The sequence below is a fragment of the Brevundimonas sp. CURTG3B2_SDJG genome (genome assembly GCF_057364705.1).
Window position 1 is genome coordinate 1 of the sequence record NZ_JBNFOJ010000252.1, and the last position, 4,022, is coordinate 4,022.

General features: G+C 70.7%; 3 protein-coding genes and 2 pseudogenes. 2 read left to right on the plus strand and 3 right to left on the minus strand.

All coding sequences use genetic code 11. The annotated features are described in order from the left end of the window. Positions 1–396 precede the first annotated feature (396 nt). From AC2W7C_RS14375 to ccmC, 3 genes and pseudogenes are all read right to left on the minus strand, one after another. Positions 397–964: pseudogene (locus AC2W7C_RS14375) on the minus strand (DsbE family thiol:disulfide interchange protein). Beyond that, complete coding sequence (gene ccmD / locus AC2W7C_RS14380) at positions 961–1,131, minus strand: heme exporter protein CcmD (protein WP_486002042.1); 171 nt, start codon at positions 1,129–1,131, stop codon at positions 961–963. The pseudogene AC2W7C_RS14375 and the gene ccmD overlap by 4 nt, the downstream one beginning before the upstream one ends. Next, positions 1,131–1,852 (minus strand): annotated as a pseudogene (gene ccmC, locus AC2W7C_RS14385) (heme ABC transporter permease CcmC). Before ccmC ends, ccmD begins: the two are co-directional and overlap by 1 nt. 96 nt (positions 1,853–1,948) lie before the next feature. Between ccmC and AC2W7C_RS14390 the strand changes: the two are divergent. Together AC2W7C_RS14390 and AC2W7C_RS14395 are read left to right on the plus strand one after the other, a co-directional pair. Further along, positions 1,949–2,173 (plus strand): alkylphosphonate utilization protein, encoded by a 225-nt coding sequence (locus AC2W7C_RS14390; RefSeq protein WP_324818098.1) that lies wholly within the window; start codon positions 1,949–1,951, stop codon positions 2,171–2,173. A gap of 185 nt (positions 2,174–2,358) precedes the next feature. Continuing rightward, positions 2,359–3,813, plus strand: a complete 1,455-nt coding sequence (locus AC2W7C_RS14395) for a S41 family peptidase (protein ID WP_486002043.1) — start codon at positions 2,359–2,361, stop codon at positions 3,811–3,813. Positions 3,814–4,022 lie beyond the last annotated feature (209 nt).

Genomic DNA, 4,022 nt, shown 5'->3' on the forward strand with positions numbered 1-4,022 from the left:
CACGGGCGCCGCCGCGTCCCACGCCATCCAGGGCGGCGCGAAAGAAGTCGGATCGCGCCGCGCGCGCCGGCGAAGCCGGGGCCTGGGCCGGAAACAGGGCGACGGGACGGGAGGACGAATCGCGCTCATGCCGACAGGGTTAATGAAACCCGTCGGAAATGGGTTAACGCCCGTTCGACGGCCTGCGCGTAGCGCAATCGGAACCGCTCCTGGGTGAAGCCAGGCCCGGCTGGTTTATCACGAAGGACACGAAGGACTCACGAAGGGCACGACGAGAGCGGAGCCGCGCTCGGTCCCGTCGTGTCCTTTGTGTCCTTATCTTCTTCGTGTCCTTCGTGATGAAGCTACGGTCGGCGGGCCCGCGCCTTGCTTCCGGCTTCGCCGGGTCAGCGGGCCCTACCGGCTCGTTGCCGTGGGCAGCGGACGCGGCGGCGCCTGCATGGCGGCGACCAGCCGCTCGACCTCGGCGTCGTCCAGCAGGGGGCCGGACGACTTGGCCACGACCCGCCCCATGGCGTCCACGGCGAAGGTCTCCGGCGCGCCGGTGATGCCCAGGTCCAGGCCGGCCCGGCCCTCGGCGTCGGACCAGCACCATGGAATAGGGATCGCCCAGCTCGTCCAGGAACGCGCGGGTGGCGATCGGATCGTCCTTCCACGCCACGCCGACCACGGCCACGCCTTGGGCCTTCAGGGCCATCAGCCGGGGGTGCTCGATCCGGCAGGGCGCGCACCAGCTGGCGAAGACGTTGATCAGCATCGGCTTGCCGACCCCGGCGGTCTTCAGGTCGACATGCCCCGGCCCCGGCTCGTCGCCGGTCAGCATCGGCAGGACGGTTTCCGGCACGGCGCGGCCGACCAGGGCGTCGGGCTTCACCGAAGGATCGCGCTTCAGCGACCAGCCGACGAACAAGGCGGCCAGGGCGACCAGAACGACCAGCGGGATCAGGGCGAACCAGCGGTTCACGCGCGGGCTCCGCCGGCGGCCGAGGTCTCCAGCCGCTTCAGCTCCGCCGACCACCGACGGGCGGCGATCAGGGCGCGTCCCGCCAGCGCGGTCAGGACCAGGGCGCTGATCCCCCAGGCGGGCCAGACGAAGGCGGCGTATTTCCCCATGTCCAGGTCGATCATCATCAGGCCTCCAGGGCCTTGCGCGCGCGGGCCGCGACGACGCGGCGGCGCACGATCTCGGTGCGGATGGCGGTCAGCCATAGAGCCAGGAACAGCACGCCGTACGCCGTCATCATCGTCAGCAGAGGCGTCAGGAAGACCTCGCTCATCGAGGGCCCGCCCATGCGGACCAGCGAGGCGGGCTGGTGCAGGGTGTTCCACCAGTCGACCGAGAATTTCACGATCGGCAGGTTGATCAGGCCCACCAGGCCCAGCACCGCCGCGGCGCGGGCGGCCTTCTGCTCGTCGTCGATCGAGGCGCGCAGCGCCATGTAGCCCAGGTAGAAGAGGAACAGGATCAGCACCGACATCAGCCGGGCGTCGCCCCACGCCCACCACGCGCCCCACATCGGCTTGCCCCACAGGCTGCCGGTGACCAGCGCCAGGGCGGTGAAGGCGGCGCCGGGCAGGGCCGCGGCCGGGCGGCGGCGTCGGCCAGGGCGTGACGGAAGACCAGGGCGAAGAAGCTCGAGACACCCAGGGCGCCATAGGCGATCAGCCCCAGCGAGGCGGCCGGCACATGCACGAACATGATCCGCACGGTGTCGCCCTGCTGGTAATCCTCGGGCGCGGTGAACGACAGCCAGATCCCGACCGCCAGCAGCAGGACGGCCGCCGCCCACAGCACCGGCGTCAGCGGGCGGGTGAAGCGCAGGAACCGGTCGGGATTGGCGAGGCCGAACATGATCGGCGCTCTTTAGTGGCCTATCGCGGTTTGCGCTACTTGAGGCTTGGCCGGCGACGTGTGCTAGAGCGTCGCGCCGGACTTAAGGAGCCCGCCATGACAGACGACCCGACCAAGGATTCCAACGGCAATCTGTTGGCCGACGGCGACAGCGTGACCCTGATCAAGGACCTCAAGGTCAAGGGTTCCGGCGGCGTGACGCTGAAACGCGGGACGCTGGTGAAGAACATCCGCCTGACCGGCGATCCGGACGAGATCGAGGCCAACGTCGAGAAGGTGCGCGGCCTGGTGCTCCGGACGGAGTTCGTCAAGAAGGCCTGAGGCGGGGTTTCCTTACCAAGGCTTAAGTGGCGGAGCGGCGGTCGCTCCGGTAGCGCTTGAGGCGGAAAATGGGAAACGCCTATGAAGCCGCCGTCGCGATCGCGCTTCTGACGACTGTTTCGGCCGGCCCTGCGCTGGCCCAGACGCCCTCCGCCGCACCCGCGGCCTCGCCTTTCGATGCGTGGATGAGCGAGTCTCGAGACTGGTCCGCGGCCCTGGTCCGGGACGCCACGGCTCTGCATGACATCGTCATCGACAGTCATCCGGGCGTCTACGATGCTCTGAACCCCGGCTTCCGCGCCAAGGTCGATGATGGTCTGGCGGTGGCGCTGGAGCGGGCCAAGACCACGACCAGCGCCGGCGGTTGGTGGTGGGCGATGCGGTCCTACGTCGCCAGCTTCGACGACGGCCATCTGCAGATCGGGGTTCAGACCCGGAACGGCTTCCCGACCCGCTGGCCGGGCGTCCTGACCGTCTATCGCGGCGCCGATCAGGTCGTGGCCGACCGAGATGAGGCCGACGCCTCCGTTCCGCCCCTCGGCGCGAAACTGATCGACTGCGACGGCGTGGCGGCCGATCGCCTGGCCGAGCAGCGGATCGGAGCCTTTCGGGGCCGCTGGTTCCTGGAATCCCAGCACGCCCTTCTCGGTGACTGGCTGTTCCTGAACGCTTCCAATCCGTGGGTCCCGGAGATGCGCGAGTGCCGGTTCGAAAGCGAGGGCCGGACCCGGACCTACGCCCTGTCCTGGCGCGACGTCGATCCGGCCGACCTGTCCGCGCGGCGCGAGCGGATCGGCCGCCGCGCCAGCCCGGAGTTCGGCCTGCGCGCGCTGGACGACGGCGGCTTCTGGCTGTCGATGCCTTCGTTCGACGGCGATCCCGCCGGAGAGGCCCACAAGGCCCTGACCGCCCTGCTGGCCGAGGCCGAATCGAAGCAGGCCGACCTGCGCGCCGCCCCCTATGTGGTGCTGGACCTGCGCGGCAACGGGGGCGGCTCCTCGCACTGGAGCTCGAACCTGGCCGCGACCCTCTGGGGCGCCGACTGGATCCGGGCCCACAACACCCCGCCCATCGAGGCCATCGAGTGGCGCGCCTCCGAGGCCAATCTGACGGCGATCCAGGGCTACCTGGACGAATGGACCGCCGCCGGCGAGAGCGCGCAGCGCATCAACTGGGCGCGCGAGATCGTCGACGGGATGACCCAGGCCCGCGCCGCCGGCCAGCCCTACTGGCGCGACGCCGCCTCCCCCCCGCGCGCCCCTGGAAGGTCCGGACCCGGCGCAGCTGGTGCGCGGCCCCGTCTATGTGCTGACCGATCCCGGCTGCGCCTCGGCCTGCCTGGACGCGGTCGACACATGGAAGGCGGCCGGAGCGATCCAGATCGGGCGCGAGACCTCGGCCGACACCGTCTATATGGACGTCCGCGGCCTGGATCTGCCCAGCGGCCTGGCGACCATGGCCCTTCCCATGAAGGTCTGGCGCGGCCGGGCCCGCGGCAACAACGAGCCGCAGCGCCCGGTTCACGTCTACGACGGCGACCTCGGCGACGACGCCGCCCTGGCCGCCTGGGTCCGGACCCTGAACTAGACCGGCCTACCCTTGGGCGTTGCGGATCGCCGCCGCGCCCGCGAAGGGCGTGATCACCGCCGCGAACAGGACATAGGCGGCCAGAAGCGCCAGCGCCGGCGCGGGCGACAGGCCGTTCATCGCCCCGCTCCAGCGCGCCGGCCCCCGAACACCGCCGGCGAATGAACAGGGGCAGGACGACGACCGCGATCAGCAGCCCGCCCCGCTTCGAGCCCAGCGCCAGCGCGGCCCCCAACGCGCCGGTCAAGGCGAAGCCCAGGCC

Coding starts and splice junctions, on each gene's coding strand:
- ccmD (WP_486002042.1), bottom strand. CDS start 1,131: ATGATGATCGACCTGGACATGGGGAAATACGCCGCCTTCGTCTGGCCC.
- AC2W7C_RS14390 (WP_324818098.1), top strand. CDS start 1,949: ATGACAGACGACCCGACCAAGGATTCCAACGGCAATCTGTTGGCCGAC.
- AC2W7C_RS14395 (WP_486002043.1), top strand. CDS start 2,359: ATGAGCGAGTCTCGAGACTGGTCCGCGGCCCTGGTCCGGGACGCCACG.